This is a genomic window from Sphingomonas sp. NFR04 (genome assembly GCF_900114095.1).
Lineage (GTDB): Bacteria > Pseudomonadota > Alphaproteobacteria > Sphingomonadales > Sphingomonadaceae > Sphingomonas.
The window spans coordinates 16269-34953 of record NZ_FORV01000003.1 but is presented as its reverse complement, the minus strand read 5'-3'; the positions used below and the strand labels follow the sequence as shown (position 1 = coordinate 34953).

The window sequence follows — 18685 nt, the reverse complement described above, 5'->3', positions numbered from 1 at the left end:
TCAGTGTGATTCCACGGGAATAACCCGCGTCCTCTACCTCGCCGGTTCTATAAAGCCGGCGGGGGATGGATGGACATGAGCACCTGCTCAGCTCTGGGGTTTCGCCGTGATTGCCTTTTCGAATTTGAAGATTCAGCTCAAGATCCTGCTGCTCCTGGCGGCGCTGGCCTTGGTCACTCTGGGCGTTGCCTGGGTCGGCGGCCGCAATCTTATGACTGCCGATACAGGCTATAGCGACATCGTCGACAACCAGCTGCCGGATACGGTCAAGCTCGTTCGCGCCTCGCGGCTCGCGACCGCGATGATGTATGATGGCTACAAGGCCATGTCCTATGACGGCGGGTCTGCCGCCGCACGTGCGGCCGCCGATGACGAGAAGACATCCTACACCAAGGCCTCCGCCTTCCTCGACGAGGTGGCGAAGAAGGAGACCGGCCAAGCCGCCGCGCTGACGCCGATGCGTGCGCGGCTTGATGACCTTCACGCGCAGCTTCAGAAGGTCATCGCTCTAGGCCTCCGAAACGACAACGACGCCGCACGTCGCGCGCTCGCGAGCGCCGACGAGACGGCGGGGCAGATGATCAGCACGTTCATGGCGATCAATGATCGCCGCGTGGCGGATGCCCAGAAGATTTCGAGCGGCCTGACCGACGCTTCCTTGTCGCTGCGCGCCATGCTGCTGCTGTCTGCCGTTGCTGCCATCCTCGTGACGTTGGGCGCCGCATTCTGGACGTCGAAGACGCAGATCGTGCGACCGCTGGCGCGACTGCAGGATGCGATGCGGGCGCTGGCTGGCGGCAATCACGCGGCCGAGGTGCCGGGCACCGATCGCGGCGACGAGGTCGGCGCGATGGCCAAGTCCGTGCTCGTGTTCAAGCAGGCGGCGGTCGAGCAGGCTGCAAGCGCCAAGGCGAAGGCGGTCAACGATGCGGCGCAGCAGCTCGTCGTCGAGACGCTGGAGGAGCGCCTGAAGCGCCTGGCGGCCGGCGATCTCACCGCCTCGATCGACACGCCGTTCGCGCCCGAATATGCGGTCGTCCGCGACAACTTCAACGCCGCCATCGCCGCGCTGCGCGACCTGATCGCCTCGGTGATGGAAAGCGCCGAGACGATTTCGACCGGCTCGGCCGAGATCGCCCAGGCCAGCGAGGACCTCGCGCGTCGCACCGAAGGCGCTGCCGCCAGCCTCGAAGAGACTTCGGCTGCGGTGACCGAGATGAACCAGCGCATCAAGAACACCGCGACGGCCGCCGTGCAGACGGTGGAGCGGGCGAACGGCGCCATCGGCGTGGTCGATTCCGGCCGCAGCGTCGCCGACGAGGCGATGCAGGCGATGACCCGGGTTTCCGAAAGCGCCAAGGGCATCGACAATGTGATCGAGGGGCTCGACAAGATCGCCTTCCAGACCCGCGTGCTGGCGATGAACGCGGCCGTCGAGGCGGGCCGTGCGGGCGAGGCGGGGCGTGGCTTCGCCGTCGTCGCCGATCTCGTCTCGGCGCTGGCGATGCGGGCGGAAGAGGAAGCCGGTCGCGCCCGCGATCAGCTCACCGCCACCCAGGCCGATGTGACCGCGGCGGCGGAAATGGTTCGCCGCGTCGACCAGGCGCTCGGTGCAATCGTCGGCGACGTGAACGAGGTGCATGGGCTGCTCGAGACGATGGCCACCGACAACCAGGCGCAGGCCTCGACGGTGACCCAGGTCGCTACCGCCATTGGCAGCATCGATCAGATGACGCAGCAGAATGCCGCGATGGTGGAGCAGACGTCCGCCGCGGCCCGCAACCTCAATTCGGAAGTGGGCGCGCTCAAGGGGCAGGCACTGCGCTTCAACACCGGCGGCCAGCGTGCGGTCTCGTCCGCCCCGGCTGTTCGCCGCGCCGCGGCACCTGTCGCGCCGCGGGCCAAGTCGGTCGCCGAGGTGCGCGGCAGCACGGTCGACGCGTCGGAATGGGCGAGCTTCTGATCGCCTGCTGAACGGGGGGCGGGGCTCAGGCTGCCAGCGGGAAGCGCAGCAGCTTGCGCTCCGTCGCCACCAGCGCCTCGGCGCCGGGGCCCACCGCGCGGACGATCTCCGGATGCCCTGCGTCCAGGCCGCCGGTGAGCGCACCGAAGGCCGGCAGGATCAGCTTGGTGCCGGTCGCGACGAAGCAGCGGCGAGCGACATGGCGGCCACGCACCGTCAGCCGCAGCTTGGGGTGAAAATGGCCGGACAGCTCCGGCCGGGCCTCGCGCGTTTCTGCCTCGTGGCGCAGCACCAGACCGTCCACCTCGGCTTCCTCGTGCACCACGCCGCCGCAATGATCGACCAGCACCGAATCATGATTGCCGGTGATCCAGTGCCAGGCGAGCCCGCCGGTCAGCGCGGTGAGCATGGCGCGGGCCTGCGCCGGCAGCCGCTCGCAGCCCTCGACGTCGTGGAAGCTATCGCCCAGGCACCAGAGCTCGATCGGCGCCACCCGCTCCACAAGAGCGGTCAGGGCCGACAGCGTCGCCAGCGAGTCATAGGGGGGCAGCATCTGCCCGCCGAGCGCGAACCAGCTCGCCTTTTCGAAATGCAGGTCGGCGACGAGCAGCGCCCGCCGCGCCGGCCAGTAGAGCGCGCCCTCGGGCAGCGCGCGAAAGTCATGGCCAGCGAACGAAAGGGGAACCATGGGTCTGCTATCCCGCTTCCGTTCGCTGGCGTCAATGCCTGTCAGGCGGCGACCGTCGCCTGCTCGGCCCGGGCCGTCTCGCCCAGCGCGCCGAGGATGCGCACCCAGGAGCGGATGCCCTTGTGGAAGCTCTTCAGCTCGTACTTCTCGTTGGGCGAGTGGATATTGTCGTCGGGCAGCGCGAAGCCGACCATCACGCTGTCCATACCGAGGATCGAGCGGATCGAGTTGACCACCGGGATCGAGCCGCCGCAGCCGAGCAGCGCGGACTTGCCCCATTCGGCATCGAGCGCACCCTGCGTCGCCGCCAGCGGCCCGCTGTCGCTCGCCAGGCTGATGGCGAAGCTGCCGGGGCCGCGCGTCACGAACTCGGCCGTGCAATCCTCGGGCAGGCGGGTGCGGACATGGGCCTGGAACGCTTCCCACACCTGGTCCGGATCCTGGGTGCCGACCAGGCGGAAGCTCACCTTGGCATGGGCTTCGGCCGGGATCACCGTCTTGAAGCCCTCGCCGGTATAGCCGCCCCACATGCCGTTGATCTCGGCGGTCGGGCGCGACCAGACCTGTTCGAGCACGGTCTTGCCCGTCTCGCCTGCGGGCACGTGCAGGCCGATCTCGCCGAGGAATTCGCCGGCATCGAAGCCGAGCTTGTTCCAGCTCTCCAGCACGGTCGGATCGGTGTCCGGCACGCCGTCATAGAAGCCGTCGAGCGTCACCCGCCCATCGGCGTCCTTCATCTCGCCGAGGATGCCCGCGAGCAGCTGGAGCGGGTTGCGCGCCGCGCCGCCATAGAGGCCCGAGTGGAGGTCGCGCGATGGCCCACGCACCGTCACCTGGCCGGCGGCCATGCCGCGCAGGCCGATGGTGATGCCGGGGGTGTCGCGGTCCCACATCAGCGTGTCGCAGATCAGCGCGAAATCGGCCTTCAGCTCCTCGGCATGGGCGTGGAGGAACGGCTCCAGGCTGGTCGAGCCCGATTCTTCCTCGCCCTCGAACAGGATGGTGACGCGGCAGGGCAGGCGGCCCTCCGCTTCCTTCCAGGCGCGGCACGCCTCGACGAAGGTGCGCAGCTGGCCCTTGTCGTCCGAGGCGCCGCGGCCGACGATCGTCTTGGAGCCGTCCGCGCGGGCGTCGATCCACGGATCGAACGGGTCGCGCGTCCACAGCGCGATCGGATCGACCGGCTGGACATCGTAATGGCCGTAGAACAGCACGTGCGGCCCGTCGCCGTCATGGTGCGCGACGACCATCGGGTGGCCCGGCGTATCCGCGACACGCGCCTCGAAGCCGAGCTCCGCCAGTTCGGCGGCGAGCTGCTCGGCGGCGCGGCGGCATTCGGCGGCATAGGCCGGATCGGTGGAGATGGAAGGCACGCGCATCAGCGCGGCGAGGCGCTCGACGCTGGAATCGAGCTGGGCATCGGCGATCGCAAGGACGGAGTCGGTCATGGGTCTCCAGCTATGCCTCGCCGTGCCCGCCCGCAACCCCGGCGGAGGGACAGCCTGTCGCGGAAGCGTCATGCGGCATGGTTAACAAGAGCTTGGCGCCGGTGGTGGCGCGTTCAGGGGGGACCAACATGCTTCGCAACACGGGTATCGCACTCGCGCTTTCCTGCGCCGTCATCGCGCCGGCCAATGCTCAGCTGGTGCTGCTGGCCCAAGGGCAGCTGACCGGCAGCGCCGCGGGCACCGGCAAGGACCTGTCGGGTCTCGGCTACACGCTGGAGAACGGCCTGCCCGCGAACATCCTCGGCGGCATCGGCTCGGGGCTCAGCTATGCGGGCGGCAACACCTTCCTCGCAGTGCCCGATCGCGGGCCCAACGCCACGGCGTATAACGGGCTGATCGACGACACGACCTCCTATATCAGCCGCTTCCAGACGCTGAACATGACGCTCACCGCCTCGGCCGGCGGCGCGCTGCCCTTCACGCTGACCCCGCAGCTGCAGAAGACGACCCTGCTCTACAGCCCGACTGCGCTCAACTATGGCAGCGGCGCCGGGCTCGGCACCAAGAGCGACGGCACGCCGCTCGGCTCGGGCGCGCCGGTGGTGAACAGCGCGGGCCAGTATTATTTCAGCGGCCGCTCGGACAATTACGGCGCCGGCACCTCCGCCAACCCGGCCAACGCCCGCTTCGATCCCGAGGCGATCCGCGTCTCCAATGACGGCAAGAGCGTGTTCATCTCCGACGAATACGGCCCCTATGTCCGCCAGTTCGACCGCGCGACCGGCGCGCTGGTGAAGACCTTCACGCTGCCGACCAACCTCGACGTCGCCACCCTCTCGCCGCACGGCGACACCGAGATCGGCGGCAACACGGTCGGTCGCGTCGCCAACAAGGGCATGGAAGGCCTGGCGATCACGCCGGACGGCAAGACTTTGGTCGGCATCATGCAGGCAGCACTCGAGCAAGACGCCGACAAGGCGGGCAAGCTGGTGCGGATCGTCACCATCGACATCGCGACCGGCGAAACCCACGAATATGGCTACAAGCTCACCAACGGCTCGGGCGTGAGCGAGATCGTGGCGGTGAACGACCACCAGTTCCTGGTCGACGAGCGCGACGGCAAGGGTCTGGGCGACGGCTCCACCGCAAAGGTAAAGCAGCTGTTCCTGATCGACCTGAACGGCGCCGCCGACATCACCAACCTCAGCGGCAAGGCGGCGCTGGACAAGGCGGTGGCGAAGTCCTCCACGCCCTTCCTCGATCTGGTGAACGAACTGGCCAAGCAGGGCGTCGATGGCGCCGGCGTGCCTGCCAAGATCGAAGGCGTCAGCTTCGGCCAGGACGTGGCCTATAACGGCGGGACCTACCACACGCTGTACCTCGCCAACGACAACGACTTCGTGCCGGGCGTGGCGGGCGCCAACCAGTTCTACGTGTTCGGCTTCCAGGACAAGGACCTGCCGGGATACGTCGCCCAGTCGGTGGCGGCGGTGCCGGAGCCGGGCGTGTGGGCGATGCTGATCGCCGGGCTGGGCATGATCGGCGGTATGCTGCGGCGCCGGCGGACGGCGGCAGTCGCCTGAGGTGAGGAAGGTGCGGGGCTTGTCAGAGCCTCGCACCTGCCTGCCGGTGGTGGGATCGAGGGCTTGCCGGTCTTCCGGCGCTCTGAGATAATCGCGGCCGGGGAAGGGACCGCGTGACAACGACAGAAACGGGGGCGAGCGCGCGGTACGGCGCGTTCATCAGCTACAACCATGCCGATCGCGCCCGCGCGCGCTGGCTGCATCGCGCGCTGGAGCGCTATCGCATCCCCGCCAAGCTGGTCGGGGGCGAAGCCGCGTTCGGGCCGGTGCCGCGGCGGCTGGGGCGGATCTTCCGCGACCTCGACGAACTCTCCGCCGCGAGCGACCTCAGCGCCGAGGTGCGCGCGGCGCTGGCCGAGTCCGCCTGCCTGATCGTCATCTGCACGCCTGCGGCCGCGGCGTCGCAATGGGTGGCGCGCGAGATTGCGCTGTTCCGCGAACTCCATCCCGATCGCCCGGTGCTCGCCGCGCTGTTTGACGGCGAGCCAGCCGAGGCGCTGCCGCTGCCGCTGCGGCGCACCGCCGAGGGCGCGGAGACCGAGCCGCTCGCCGCCGATTTCCGCGAGGGCAAGGACGGCAGGCGGCTGGCGCTGCTCAAGCTGGTCGCCGGCGCGGTGGGGGTGCCGCTCGACGCGCTGGTGCAGCGCGACGCGCAGGCGCGGGTGCGGCGCGTGACGGCCGTCACGGCCCTCGCGGTTTGTTTGCTGCTAGCCATGGCGGGATTGACGATCCTGGCCGTGCGGGCCCGCGGGGAGGCGGAGGCTCGGCGTGCCCAGGCGGAGGGGCTGGTTGAGTTCATGCTGACCGATCTGCGTGACCGGCTGAAGGAGGTCGGGCGGCTGGACGTGCTCCGCGCGGCCAATGAACGCGCCCTGCGCTATTATGGCGAGCAGGATCTGGCGACGCTGCCGCCCGACATGCTCGCACGGCGCGCCCGCGCGCTGATGACGATGGGCGAGGATGCGCTGGAGGCCAAGGATGTCGCCCGCGCGCGTACCGCGTTTGTCGAGGCGAATCGTGTCACCGGGGCACTCGTCGCGCGGTCGCCAAATGTCTACGACCTCGTCTTCGCGCACGCGCAGAGCGAATATTATCTGGGGCTGCTCCACTTCAACGCGAACGATCTCGTCAGCGCAGAGACCCACTTCGAAGCCTATGCTGCATTGGCCCATCGACTGATGGCGATCAATTCGGCGGACCGGCGGAGCGCCGAGGAGATAGCCTATTCGGCGGGCAACCTCTGCTCGCTGCGGATGGCGCAACGGGCCGTGAAGCCGGCGGTCAAACTGTGCGCCGAAGCCCTGTATGCCGCGGAAGCGGTGGTGCGGCGAAATCCGGATGACAACACGTTGTGGCTTGAAGTGGCCAATCGGCAGGGTTGGCTGGCGGATGCGGAGCGCCAAGCGGGCGATGTTGGTGCGCTATTGAAGCTACGCCGGGAACAGGTGGCCTTGCTCGACCGGATGGTTTCGGCCGATCCGCGTAACGCCCGAAATCGTCGGCTGCGAGTCTGGGCGGAGCGCGCTCTGGCCAAGGCGGAGGCGCGGGCTGGGAACGGGGGTGAGGGCGTAGCTCGAATGCGTCACGCAATTTCGGAGCTACGTACAATGACGGGTATGGATACGGAAAATCAAGAACTCGCCACTAAGTTGCACGAAATGGAGGCCGAGATGGCCGACATGCGAAGGGGCAAACTATGATTGGTCAATATCCGCTATCTATTTACCCGCCTTCCAGCATCAACCTGGTCAAGCGATATCAAATCTATACCAGCAGCACGGGTGGGGTGCCGCTGACGGATCTTCAGTTTCATATTGAAGGATTTGAAGAGGTTGATCGTGTCGGTGATGGTAAGCCTGTAACGGCTGATGATGATTTCACCAAGATCGTTCGAGACTTCGTCATCGCGCCGCCGAACATTCAGGCAGGTGCGCGCGCGACCACGCCACCACCGACTCAGCTCGACTTCGTCGTCCGTCAGCCCTGCTGCGTCATTCTGAAGCTGATCGGCAATTACTGGGAATATACGCCGAACAGCATGTACGTCAGCACGAAGCGCGAATATCCCGATGGGAAATATCGTCGCGCTTTCCCCTTGCTCGACAACAACGGGCGGATGGCCGCCGTTGGATTCTTTGTGGAGTATGTCACGAATCCCGAGCACGGCCAGACCTGCGATGGACTGAACCTATATGTCGATTTTCTGCAGGGTAGCCGTCGTCTGCCGACGATCATCGATCCTTCTGTAGAGAACAAGGGCGATGGCTGAGGCTGAGAAGCACGGCTGCTAAAAGAGCTGAGGGAGTATCGCTGGGAATGGGAATGAGTCGGATCGGATGATGTCGCGCGTACTCGCCATCACTGCACAGGCGCGCGCGGGTGCGCTCGATCGCGCCTGGCAGATGTTCCGCGAGGCGGGGTTCGACCGCGTCGCGGACGATCCGGCCGTGCTCAGCCTCAAGGGGCGGCTGCTCAAGGACGAGGCGCTGCTGCTCCAGGGCGAGCCGCGCCGTGCGCATGCGCGCGCGGCGGCGGCCGCCTATGGCGCGGCGGCGCAACTGGCGCCTGCCCCATACCCCCTGATCAACGCCGCGACGCTCGCGCTGATCGCCGGCGACACGGCGGGCAGCCGGGCGCTCGCCGCCGACGTGCAGGACCTGCTCCAGGCCGGCGTACCCGACGAAACCCCCTATTGGCTGGGCGCGACCGAGGCCGAGGCCTTGCTGCTCGCCGGCGACCGCGACGCCGCCGAGACCGCGCTCGCCCGCGCGATCGGCGCTGCGCCGCTCGCCTGGGAGGACCATGCCTCGACGCTGCGCCAGTTCGGCGTGATCCTCGCCGAGCAGGACGCGCCGGCGGCATGGCTCGATGCCTATCGCCCGCCGCGCAGCCTTCATTTCGCCGGCCATATGCGGCTGCCCGAGGACGTGGCGGCGCTCTCCGATTCGATCGATGTATTGCTGGAGCAGGAGCGGGTGGGCTTCGGCTATGGCGCGCTCGCCGCCGGCGCCGACCTGCTGATCGCCGAGCGGCTGATCGCGCGCGGTGCCGAGCTGCACGTGGTGCTGCCCGGCGACGTCGCGGCATTTGTCGATCGCTCGGTGCGCCCACATGGTGAAAGCTGGGTGACGCGCTTCGAGGCGGCGCTGGCCGAGGCCGCCAGCGTCCAGGAAATGGGCGAGGCGAGCCCGGCGGCGTTCATGCCCTCGGTCCGGCTCGCCGATCTCGTCGCGATGGGCCGCGCGGCGATGCATGCCGGGCTGCTCCAGTCCGAAGCGGTGCAGCTGTTGCTCGGCCCCGCCTCGGTCGACGAGGTCGGCCAGAGCGCGCATGCCGGCGGGTTGTGGCGCAAGGCGGGGCGGCGCCAGCATCTGCTGCCGCTGCGCGCGCCCTCGGGCCCGCAGGGGGCGGATCGCACCGCGCCGCAGGTGATCTCGGTGCTCGCGGTCGACCTGCTCGGCGGCGAGAGCGAGGATTTCACCGCGCTCGACCGCGACGTCGCCGGGCGCCTGCCGGCGCTGCGCCAGGCGCTGTGCCACACCCCGACGCTCGCCATCCGCTGGACCTCGCGGCGGCTGCTGATCGCGTTCGAGGGCACCAGCCACGCGTACGCCGCGGCGGTGCGCCTCTCGGCGACGCTCAGCGCAAGCGGGCCGTTCCGCCAGGCGCTGCATATCGGCCTCGCCACGTCGATCGACGATCCGGTGACCGGCGCGCCGGTGCTGCTGGGCGGCGCCTTCGATCTTGCCGAACGGATGCTGGGGGTGACCACCGCCGGCGCCACCTTCGCCAGCGAAGCCTTCGCCGCCAGCCTTGCCGCCTGCGAGGCCGATGCGGGTCGGGCGGAGCTGGTCGGCGAGATGGCGCTGGTCGGCCAGGCGCCGACGACCGTCTACGCGCTCAAGCCCAGGTTCAAACGATAAGCGCTTCGAGCCGGGTGGGGGCGATGATCTCCAGCCCCTCCTCGTGCCGCTGGACGATGCCGCGGCGTTCGAGCGCGGAGACGGCGCGGGAGACGGTCTCGCGCGCGGTCTGCACACGCAGCGCCAAGTCGGACAGCACGGGCAGCGGGCGGATCCAGCGCCCGTCCTGCTCGCGGGCGAGCCGCAGCAGCTCGGCATGGACGCGACCGTTGGCGGAAAGCGTCAGCCGCGCCGAGACCAGCTGGCTCAGCGCGCCGAACTGGCGCACCATCGTGCGGGCCAGCACGATGCCGACACAGGCATGGCGCTCGGCGAACGCATAGAAATCCGCGGTGGCGAAGCTGGCGATCACGGTCGGCATGGTGGCGGTGCAGTCGCTCGCCTGCTCGCGGGCGGGATCGACGCCGCCGAAAATGTCGCCGGGATGATGCTCGGCGATCTGGAGCACGCGGCCGTCCAGCGTCACCATCGCGGCGCGGACATGGCCTTCGAGGAGTACCAGCACCCGCGCCAGCCGCTCGCCCTGGTGAACGATGGTGGCGCCTTGCGGGCAGCGACGGAGCATCGCCGCCGCCGCCAGCTCGGCCGCGACCGCTTCGCTGCACGCGAAGAGTTGGGCGAACCGCGTCGCCAGATCGATCTCGCTTGCCCCCACGCCCTGCGTTTCGATGTAAAACTGTGTTGCCACCATGTTGGCTGGCGCGCGGCATGGCAAGTCCGATCCGGAGGCACGGGGTCTGATTTGGATGTTTTATCCTATATCCGTGCCATCCGTTCAGACCGGCTGGAGATCGACCGCGAACAGCGCCCCGCCGCCTTCGGCATCCATGGCACGGATCGGCGCGGCCATGGCGGCGGCAAAGCCCTTGGCAATGGCAAGCCCCAACCCGCTGCCGCCCGCGCGATCGCTGCCGGTGCCGCGCGCGAAGGTTTCGAAGATCGTCGCTTCCTCGCCCGGCGGCAGGCCGGGACCATGGTCGCGCACCGCCAGCCGCACCGCATCGGGGCGGCGCTCGCCGAGGATCTCGATTGGGCCGTCCCCGCCATGCACCGTGGCGTTGGAGAGGAGGTTGAGCAGGATGTGGTGGAGCAGCCGCGGATCGGCGCGGACGAGCGGCAGGTCGGGCGGCACGCGCAGCACCAGCGCGCGGCCGGCCAGCACGTCGCGCAGGTCGTGCACCGCGGCGGCGGCGGCATCGGTGAGGTCGATCGGCTCGAGGTTCAGCGCTACCGCGCCGGCATCGATGCGCACCATGTCGATCAGGTTGTCGAGAAAGCGCCGCAACCGGGCAACCTCGGCGCGCGCGATAGCGGTGGCGGGCTCGTGCGGGTGGGCATGGGCGAGCGCATCCACCGCCGCCGCGACCGAGGTGAGCGGCGTGCGCAGGTCATGCCCGATCGAGGAGAGCAGGGCAGCGCGCAGCCGGTCGCGCTCGCGCAGCACCGAGACCTCGCGCACATCCTGCTCCAGCCGCAGCCGCTCATGCGCCAGTGCCGCCTGGCCGAGCAGGGTGGAGAGCAGCAGCGCGCGATCGGGGGTGATCGGCTCGCGGCCGTCTGGGGCGGCTAGGCCGATCACCGCGAGCACGCCCAGGCTGGTGCGCAAGGGGTGGAACTGCCAGTCGGCGGCGATGAGCGTGCCGGTGCCGACCCCGCCGGCCTCGCCGCTGCTCCACGCCCATTCGGCCGCGGCATGATCCACCGCGCCCATCGGCGGCGCATCCTCGGGGCAGCTGGCGATCCGGGTCAGCGTGCCGTCGCGGCGGACGAGCAGCAGCACCGACACATCGAGCAGCCGGGCGATCTCCTCGCAGACGACGCGGCTGGTGCTTTCGGTGTCGGACGCGCGGGCCAGTGCCTGGCCGAAGGCGGCGACGGCGGCATTCTCCTGCGCGCTCCGCGTGCCGAGCGTCGCCCGTGCGCGCAGGCGGCCGGTGAGGTTGGCGGTGAACAGCGCGATGCCGGTCAGCACGAAGAAGGTGAGCACGCTTTGCGGCTCGCCGATGGTGAAGGTGTAGAGCGGCGGCAGGAAGAAGAAGTTGTAGGCGAGGCCTCCGATCATCGCGGTCGACACGCCCGGCCCGAAACCGGAGCGGAAGGCGATCAGGATCACCGGCAGCAGGAAGAGGAGGTCGGTGCCGCCTGCGCCGATCAGCGGCAGCGTCACCCGGCCGAGCACCACGGTCAACGCTACCGCGAATATACCGACCAGATGCTCCTGCCACCGACCGAGCGCGGGGAGGGCCGGGGCGCGGCGCTCCCGCGCCCCTTCCTCGGTCGAAGGTAGCACATGGACCGCCACGCCCTGGCTGGCGCGCAGCATCGACTCCACTACCGATCCATGGCGCAGCTCGAACCACCAGCTGCGGCGCGAGCGGCCGATCACCAGCTGAGTCGCGCGCATGCCGGTGAGATGGGTGCGCAGCCCGTCGATCACGGTGGCGGCGGGCACCGTGGCGACGGTGGCGCCCAGGCTTCCGGCCAGCTGCAGCGTCTCGGCGACGCGGTGGCGCTGTTCGGGACGAAAGCGTTCGGCGCGCGGGGTTTCGATGAAGACGACCTGCCACGGCGCCTTCAATGCGTCGGACAGTCGCTTGCCCGCGCGGACCAGCCCGTCGCCGCCGGGGAGTTCGCTGACCGCCACCAGCACGCGCTCGCCGGCCGCAAAGGTGCCGGGCATCGCCAGCGCATCGAGATGATCGAGCATTGCCCGGTCGACGCTGAGCGCGGCGCGGCGCAGCGCCATTTCGCGCAGGGCCGACAGGTTCGCCTTGGAGAAGAAATGCGCGAGCGCGCGGCTCGCCTCGGCGGGCACATAGACCTTTCCTTCCTTCAGCCGGTCGATGAGCTCGTCGGGCGGCAGATCTACCAGCTCGATCTCGGCATCGTCGAAGATCGCGTCGGGCACCGTCTCGCGCACCCGCACCCGGGTGACGCTCGCCACCACGTCGTTGAGGCTTTCGACATGCTGGACGTTGAGCGTGGTGTAGACATGGATGCCGGCGTCGCGCAGCTCCTCCACGTCCTGCCAGCGCTTGGGGTGGCGGCAGCTGGGGGCGTTGGTGTGCGCGAGTTCGTCGACCAGCACCAGCGCCGGGCGGCGGGCGAGGATCGCGTCGAGATTCATCTCGTCCAGCCGGTGGCTCTGATGCTCGACGGCCTTGCGGGGAAGGACTTCGAAGGGCGCGACGAGCGCCTCGGTCTCGGCGCGGCCATGCGTTTCGACCACGCCGATGACGACATCCTTGCCGCCGTGCAGCCGCTCGGCGCCCTCGCGCAGCATCTCGAAGGTCTTGCCCACGCCGGGGGCCGCGCCGAGGAAGATCTTCAGCCGTCCGCGCGCCTCGCGCCGGGCTTCGCGCAGCAGCGCATCGGGATTGGGGCGGTCGTTCAATGGTCGAGCCTTGGTCGGATGGGTAAACCCTCGCGAAGGCGGGGATCCATTGGCGCTGATGCCGCGGTTCCTGCCTCCAGCGCACAGGCGAATGGATTCCCGCCTTCGCGGGAATGACGGTGGTGTGTGGCTGGCGGCGACCCGCAATCCATTCGCGATCATCCTATCCGAGGAGGAACATGGCCCTCCCGATACGCCGAACCTGCGGCCGAACGCCACGGCGGACCGCCCGACTATATGGAATCTTAATGCCCGGCCCCGGCATTCGCCGTCGAAGCTTAACGCGCCCCGGACCTAGATCGCGTGCCACACCGCCACCCGGCGGCATGCAACAAGGGCCAACCCCATGTCCGACATCCTCTGGCTCGCCGCGCTCGGCGGGCTGTTCCTGCTGACGCTGGCCTTCGTCCAGCTGTGCGTGAAGGCCTGAGCGATGGGCCTGCACCTGATGCTCGCCGGCGCGACCGCACTCGCGCTTCTCCTCTACCTGGTCGCGGTGCTGCTGCGGCCCGAGCGTTTCTGAGGGCCGCATGACACTCCAAGGCTGGGGCTTCATCGCCCTGTTCGTCGCCATCCTGGCGGCCGCCGCCAAGCCGATGGGCCTGTGGCTCTTCGCGCTCTACGAAGGCCGCCGTACGCCGCTGCACCGCGTGCTCGGTCCCGTCGAGCGCGGCATCTACCGCATCGGCGGCATCGATCCGAATGCCGAGCAGGGCTGGCGCACCTATGCGCTGCATCTGATCCTGTTCAACCTTGCGCTCGCGCTGCTCACCTACGCGGTGCTGCGCCTGCAGGCGGTGCTGCCGTGGAACCCGCGCGGTCTTGTGGGCATGGGCGCGGACGGCGCGTTCAACACCGCGATCAGCTTCGCCACCAACACCAACTGGCAGGGCTATGCGGGCGAATCGACGCTCTCCAACCTGTCGCAGGCGCTGGGGCTGGCGGTCCACAACTTCACCTCGGCCGCGACCGGGATCGCCATTGCGTTCGCGCTGTTCCGCGGCTTCGCCCGAAAGGAGTCGCGCGGGATCGGCAATTTCTGGGCCGACTTCACCCGCGTGACGCTCTACCTGCTGATCCCGGCCTGCCTCGTCTATGCGCTGTTCCTCGTCGCGTGCGGCGTGCCGCAGACGCTGGCCAGCAGCGTCGACGCGACCACGCTGGAAGGCGCGCGCCAGACCATCGTGCTCGGCCCGGTCGCCAGCCAGGAAGCGATCAAGATGCTCGGCACCAACGGTGGCGGCTTCTTCAACGCTAACTCGGCGCACCCGTTCGAGAACCCGACCGCGCTGACCAACCTGGTGCAGATGCTGTCGATCTTTCTTGTCGGCGTCGGCCTCACCTGGACCTTCGGCAAGGCGGTGGGCAACACCCGCCAGGGCTGGGCGATCCTCGCCGCGATGGCGGTGCTGTTCCTCGGCGGCGTCGCGGTAACCTATGCGGCGGAGTCTGCCGGCAACCCGGCACTCCACGCGCTCCATGTCGCCGGCGGCAATCTGGAGGGGAAGGAAACCCGCTTCGGCGTGGTCGGCAGCGCGCTGTTCGCGGTCGTCACCACGGCAGCCTCCTGCGGCGCGGTCAACGCGATGCACGACAGCTTCACGGCGCTGGGCGGGCTGATTCCGCTGTTCAACATCCAGCTCGGCGAGATCGTCGTCGGCGGCGTCGGCGCGGGCATCTACGGCTTCCTGCTGTTCGCCATCCTCTCGGTGTTCGTCGCCGGGCTGATGGTGGGGCGCACGCCGGAATATGTCGGCAAGAAGATCGAGGCGCGCGAAGTGAAGCTGGCGGTGCTCGCCGTCGCGGTGCTGCCGCTGTGCATCCTGGGCGGCGCTGCGCTGGCCTCGGTGCTGCCGGCCGGGCTGGCCGGGATCGCCAACAACGGCCCGCACGGCTTCTCGGAGATCCTCTACGCCTTCACCTCCGCGACCGGCAACAACGGCTCGGCCTTTGCGGGTCTCTCGGCGAACACGCCCTTCTACAACGCCATGCTGGGCATCGCGATGTGGCTCGGCCGCTTCTTCGTGATCGTGCCGGTGCTGGCGATCGCCGGCAGCCTTGCCGCCAAGAAGCAGGTGGCCGGTGGCGTCGGCGCCTTCCCGACCACGGGGCCGCTGTGGGTGGGGCTGCTCGTCGGCATCATCCTGATCCTGGGCGGGCTCACCTTCCTGCCGAGCCTGGCGCTGGGGCCGATCGCCGATCACGTGACGCTGCTCCGCGGCCAGCTCTTCTGAGGACGACAAGCAATGTCTGCACCCAAGTCCATCTTCGCGGCCGAGCTGATCGGCCCGGCCATCGGGGACGCGTTCCGCAAGCTTTCCCCGCGCGAACTGATCCGCAATCCCATCCTGTTCACCACGGCCGTCGCGGCACTGTTGCTCACGGTCCTGCTGGCGCTCGGCGGCGAGCCGCTGCCGGTGGGATTCCAGGTCCAGCTGATCGTCTGGCTGTGGCTCACCGTGCTGTTCGGCACCTTCGCCGAGGCCTTGGCCGAGGGCCGCGGCCGCGCCCAGGCGGCGTCGCTGCGCGCCACCAAGTCCGAACTGGAGGCCAAGAAGCTCACCGGCGTCGGCGAGACCTGGCGCAAGGTCGAGGCGCATCTGCTCCAGCGGGACGATCTCGTGCTGGTCGAGGCCGGTGACCTGATCCCGGCCGACGGCGAAGTCGTCGAGGGCGTCGCCTCGGTCAATGAGGCCGCGATCACCGGTGAAAGCGCGCCGGTGATCCGCGAGGCGGGCGGCGACCGCTCGGCGGTTACTGCGGGCACGCGCGTCATCTCGGACAAGATCATCCTTCGCGTGACGCAAGACCCCGGCAAGGGCTTCCTCGACCGGATGATCGCGCTGGTCGAAGGCGCCGAGCGGCAGAAGACGCCCAACGAGATCGCGCTGACCATCCTGCTCGTCGGCCTGACGATCATCTTCCTGATCGCGGTGGGCACGATCCCGGCCTTCGCCACCTATGCCGGCGGGGTGATCCCGGTGGCGGTGCTGGCGGCGCTGCTGATCACGCTGATCCCGACGACCATCGCGGCTTTGCTCTCGGCCATCGGCATTGCGGGCATGGACCGGCTGGTGCGCTTCAACGTGCTCGCCAAGTCGGGCCGCGCGGTGGAGGCAGCGGGCGACGTCGACGTGCTGCTGCTCGACAAGACCGGCACGATCACCATCGGCGACCGCCAGGCGAGCGCCTTCCATCCGCTGACCGGCGTGGAAGAACGCACGCTGGCCGAGGCCGCGCTCACCGCCAGCCTCGCCGACGAGACGCCCGAGGGCCGCTCGATCGTGACGCTGGGTCGCGAGAAGTTCGCGTTCGACACCAGGCTCGATGCCGCGGCCGAGGTCATTCCCTTCACCGCGCAGACGCGCAGCTCGGGCGTGCGCCAGGGCGAGACGGTGATCCTGAAGGGCGCGGTCGACTCCATCCTCAAGATGGATCCGGACGCTGCCGGTGCCGCCGAACTCAAGCGCATCACCGACTGCATTGCCCGCGGCGGCATGACCCCGCTGGCGGTGGCTCGCAACGGTCGCCTGCTCGGCGCGGTGGCGCTGAAGGACGTGGTGAAAGCAGGGGTGCGCGAGCGTTTCGCCGAGCTGCGCCGGATGGGCATCCGCACGGTGATGATCACCGGCGACAACCCGCTCACCGCAGCCGCCATCGCCGCCGAGGCGGGCGTGGACGACTTCCTTGCGGAAGCCACCCCCGAGGACAAGCTCGCACTGATCCGCCAGGAACAACAGGGCGGCAAGCTCGTCGCGATGTGTGGCGACGGCACCAACGACGCACCCGCACTCGCCCAGGCAGATGTCGGCGTGGCGATGAACACCGGCACCCAGGCTGCGCGCGAGGCGGGCAACATGGTCGATCTCGACAGCGATCCGACCAAGCTGATCGAGATCGTCGGCCTCGGCAAGCAGCTGCTGATGACGCGTGGCGCGCTGACCACCTTCTCGATCGCCAACGACGTCGCGAAATATTTCGCGATCATCCCGGCGATGTTCGTCGCGCTCTATCCCGGCCTTGGCGTGCTCAACGTGATGGGCCTGTCGAGCCCGAACAGCGCGATCCTCTCGGCGGTGATCTTCAACGCGATCATCATCCCGTTCCTGGTGCCGCTGGCGCTCAAGGGCGTGGCGTACAAGCCGATGGGGGCGGGCCAACTGCTCGCCCGCAACCTCGCCATCTACGGCCTGGGCGGCCTCGTCGCACCGTTCATCGGCATCAAGCTCATCGATCTGGCCGTCGCCGGCCTTCACCTCGCCTGAGGACTTCAACCACCATGTTCCGTAGTTTTCTCTCGTTCGCGGCGCTGACCGTCATGGCCGCACCGGCCTTCGCGCAGGACAGCGTGCCTGCCGCCTTGGCGACGACGGCGCCGCCGCTGTGCACCGACCGCCCGACCAAGTCGAACTTCGCCTGCACCGTGCCGCAGGGAATGGTCCAGCTGGAGACCGATCTCGGCAACTGGACCCGCACCGATGCCGGCGACACCCGCGTCGACACGATCCTCTACACCAACCCGACGCTCAAATACGGCCTGACCGGCTCGACCGACATCGAGGCGAGCATCGCGCCCTATGCAACCGTCCGCACCCGCACCGCCGAGGGCGCCCAGACGCTCCACGGCGTCGGCGACCTCACGCTGCGGCTGAAGCAGCGGCTCACCAATCCGGCGGGGCAGGTGCAGATCGCGCTGCTGCCCTTCGTGAAGATCCCCACCGCGAAGACCGGGATCGGCAATGGCGAAACCGAGGGCGGCTTCGCGGTGCCAATCAATATCGCGCTGCCCAACGGCTTCACGCTGACTTTCGGCCCCGAAGGCGACGTGCTCGCCGACAGCGATGGGCATGGCCATCATGCCCAGCTGGTCGGTACCGCCAATCTCGGCAAGGCGGTCACCTCCAGGTTCACGCTGATCGGCGAGTTCTGGGTTGCCCGGAACTTCGACCCCGCCGGCCATGTCACCCAGACCTCTGCCGACGTCGCCGCCAGCTATCTGCTGCGCCCGACGCTACAGCTCGATCTCGGTGCCAATTTCGGCCTGAACCAGACCACCCCCGATGCCCAGGTCTATCTGGGCGTCTCCACCCGCTTCTGAGGAGGATATCGCCATGCGTTCCGATCTCGTTTCCGGCCTCCGTCCCACGCTTCTGTTCACCTTGATCTTCGCCGCGCTGCTGGGGATCGTCTATCCGCTGGTGGTGACCGGCGCCGGGCAGCTGCTCTTCCCGGCCCAGGCCAATGGCTCGCTGGTGCGCGACGATGTGGGCAAGCTGCGCGGTTCGATGCTGCTGGGGCAGAGCTTCGCCGGGCCCGGCTATTTCCAGGGCCGGCCCTCGGCGGCAGGCAATGGCTATGACTCGCTTGCCTCCGGCGGCTCCAATCTCGGCCCGGCCTCGAAGAAGCTGATCGACCGGGTGACCGCCGACCAGAAGCGCCTGGGCGCCGACGTCCCGGCCGACCTGCTCCAGGCATCGGGCTCGGGCCTCGATCCCGAGATCAGCCCGGCGGCCGCGCGCTTCCAGGTCGCGCGCGTCGCCAAGGCGCGGGGCATCGCGCCCGATCGCGTCGCGCAGCTGGTCGAGGCCAGCGTGCAGGGCCGCCTGTTCGGCATTATCGGCGAGCCGCGGGTCAACGTGTTTGCGCTCAATCTCGCGCTCGACCGGCAGGGCGGCGCTCGCTAAGC

General features: G+C 68.9%; 14 protein-coding genes. 10 read left to right on the top strand and 4 right to left on the bottom strand.

Features of this window, described 5'->3' with window-relative positions; all coding sequences use genetic code 11:
- Window positions 1-106: 106 nt before the first annotated feature.
- Window positions 107-1963, top strand: a complete 1857-nt coding sequence (locus tag BM009_RS10125; RefSeq protein ID WP_093295916.1) for a methyl-accepting chemotaxis protein — start codon at window positions 107-109, stop codon at window positions 1961-1963.
- A 25-nt stretch (window positions 1964-1988) separates the two neighbouring features.
- Here BM009_RS10125 and pdeM read toward each other — a convergent pair whose 3' ends face one another.
- Both pdeM and BM009_RS10115 read right to left on the bottom strand, forming a co-directional pair.
- Window positions 1989-2651, bottom strand: a complete 663-nt coding sequence (gene pdeM, locus BM009_RS10120; RefSeq protein ID WP_093295914.1) for a ligase-associated DNA damage response endonuclease PdeM — start codon at window positions 2649-2651, stop codon at window positions 1989-1991.
- A 41-nt stretch (window positions 2652-2692) separates the two neighbouring features.
- Window positions 2693-4099: a M20/M25/M40 family metallo-hydrolase gene (locus BM009_RS10115; protein ID WP_093295913.1), complete on the bottom strand. Its 1407-nt coding sequence runs from the start codon at window positions 4097-4099 to the stop codon at window positions 2693-2695.
- Between the two features lie 128 nt (window positions 4100-4227).
- Between BM009_RS10115 and BM009_RS10110 the strand changes: the two genes are divergently transcribed.
- The 4 genes from BM009_RS10110 to BM009_RS10095 all read left to right on the top strand — a co-directional run bounded on the left by BM009_RS10110 (window position 4228) and on the right by BM009_RS10095 (window position 9605).
- Complete coding sequence (locus BM009_RS10110) at window positions 4228-5682, top strand: esterase-like activity of phytase family protein (protein ID WP_093295911.1); 1455 nt, start codon at window positions 4228-4230, stop codon at window positions 5680-5682.
- A 113-nt stretch (window positions 5683-5795) separates the two neighbouring features.
- Window positions 5796-7382 (top strand): toll/interleukin-1 receptor domain-containing protein, encoded by a 1587-nt coding sequence (locus tag BM009_RS10105; protein WP_093295910.1) that lies wholly within the window; start codon window positions 5796-5798, stop codon window positions 7380-7382.
- Window positions 7379-7951: a nucleotide synthetase gene (locus tag BM009_RS10100; RefSeq protein ID WP_093295908.1), complete on the top strand. Its 573-nt coding sequence runs from the start codon at window positions 7379-7381 to the stop codon at window positions 7949-7951. The genes BM009_RS10105 and BM009_RS10100 overlap by 4 nt, the downstream gene beginning before the upstream one ends.
- A gap of 67 nt (window positions 7952-8018) precedes the next feature.
- Window positions 8019-9605: a tetratricopeptide repeat-containing protein gene (locus BM009_RS10095; RefSeq protein ID WP_093295907.1), complete on the top strand. Its 1587-nt coding sequence runs from the start codon at window positions 8019-8021 to the stop codon at window positions 9603-9605.
- Here the strand turns inward: BM009_RS10095 and BM009_RS10090 are convergent.
- Together BM009_RS10090 and BM009_RS10085 are read right to left on the bottom strand one after the other, a co-directional pair.
- Entirely contained in the window at window positions 9595-10296 is a 702-nt protein-coding gene (locus tag BM009_RS10090; RefSeq protein ID WP_093295905.1) for a Crp/Fnr family transcriptional regulator, read from the bottom strand. The two genes, BM009_RS10095 and BM009_RS10090, sit on opposite strands and share 11 nt — an antisense overlap.
- An 84-nt stretch (window positions 10297-10380) precedes the next feature.
- Window positions 10381-12999, bottom strand: a complete 2619-nt coding sequence (locus tag BM009_RS10085) for a sensor histidine kinase (RefSeq protein WP_175487978.1) — start codon at window positions 12997-12999, stop codon at window positions 10381-10383.
- A 433-nt stretch (window positions 13000-13432) separates the two neighbouring features.
- Here BM009_RS10085 and kdpF point away from each other — a divergent pair, with 433 nt between their 5' ends.
- The 5 genes from kdpF to kdpC are packed head-to-tail and all read left to right on the top strand — an operon-like array spanning window position 13433 to window position 18683.
- Entirely contained in the window at window positions 13433-13522 is a 90-nt protein-coding gene (kdpF, locus tag BM009_RS10080) for a K(+)-transporting ATPase subunit F (protein WP_093295902.1), read from the top strand.
- Between the two features lie 7 nt (window positions 13523-13529).
- Window positions 13530-15233, top strand: a complete 1704-nt coding sequence (kdpA, locus tag BM009_RS10075) for a potassium-transporting ATPase subunit KdpA (RefSeq protein WP_093295901.1) — start codon at window positions 13530-13532, stop codon at window positions 15231-15233.
- 12 nt (window positions 15234-15245) lie between these two features.
- Entirely contained in the window at window positions 15246-17264 is a 2019-nt protein-coding gene (kdpB, locus tag BM009_RS10070) for a potassium-transporting ATPase subunit KdpB (RefSeq protein ID WP_093295899.1), read from the top strand.
- A 14-nt stretch (window positions 17265-17278) separates the two neighbouring features.
- On the top strand, window positions 17279-18097 hold the full coding sequence (locus tag BM009_RS10065; RefSeq protein WP_093295898.1) for a transporter: 819 nt from the start codon (window positions 17279-17281) through the stop codon (window positions 18095-18097).
- Window positions 18098-18110: 13 nt separating this feature from the next.
- The gene (kdpC, locus tag BM009_RS10060; RefSeq protein WP_093295896.1) at window positions 18111-18683 is read left to right on the top strand and encodes a potassium-transporting ATPase subunit KdpC; all 573 of its coding nucleotides are present in this window, start codon (window positions 18111-18113) and stop codon (window positions 18681-18683) included.
- The last annotated feature ends 2 nt before the right edge of the window (window positions 18684-18685 follow it).